1 protein-coding gene is annotated in these 474 nt (G+C 71.7%); it reads left to right on the forward strand.

Annotated elements, in window-relative coordinates; translation table 11 throughout:
• Positions 1–474, forward strand: a 474-nt coding sequence (locus tag D3D02_RS19405) for a glycoside hydrolase family 97 N-terminal domain-containing protein (RefSeq protein ID WP_199723225.1), incomplete at both ends; no start/stop codon positions are given.

Genomic DNA, 474 nt, shown 5'->3' on the forward strand with positions numbered 1-474 from the left:
GACCTACGTCGGCCCGTCGCGGCTCGGGTTCGACTTCCGGAACCAGCCGGCGTTCGGCGCGAGCGCCGAGGGCTCGGACGGGCCGGTCGCGGTCACCGGGACGCTCCGCGCTGTCTCGACCGAGGAGTGGGAGCCGGTGTGGGGCGCCTACGACGAGGTCGAGGCCGAGTACAACGCCATCAGCGTCGGCCTTGCGGACGCGGCCGCCGACGGCTCCCCCGCCGAGGACGGCCGCACCGCCACCCTCCCGGTCCGCGTGTTCGACGACGGGATCGGGTTCCGGACGGTGCTGCGCGAGGAGTTCGCGAGCAACTCGGAGAAGGCGGTGATCGACGCGGAGAACACCGGGGTCGACTTCGCGGACGACTACGACGCCTGGTGGATCGCGAACGCGGTGACGAACCCGCGGTTCGAACAGGAGTACGCCGAGACGCCGCTGTCTGAGATCCCGAGTGGTACCCGGTCCACGCGACC

This window comes from Halobellus sp. Atlit-38R, assembly GCF_003665925.1.
Taxonomy (GTDB): domain Archaea; phylum Halobacteriota; class Halobacteria; order Halobacteriales; family Haloferacaceae; genus Haloquadratum; species Haloquadratum inordinatus.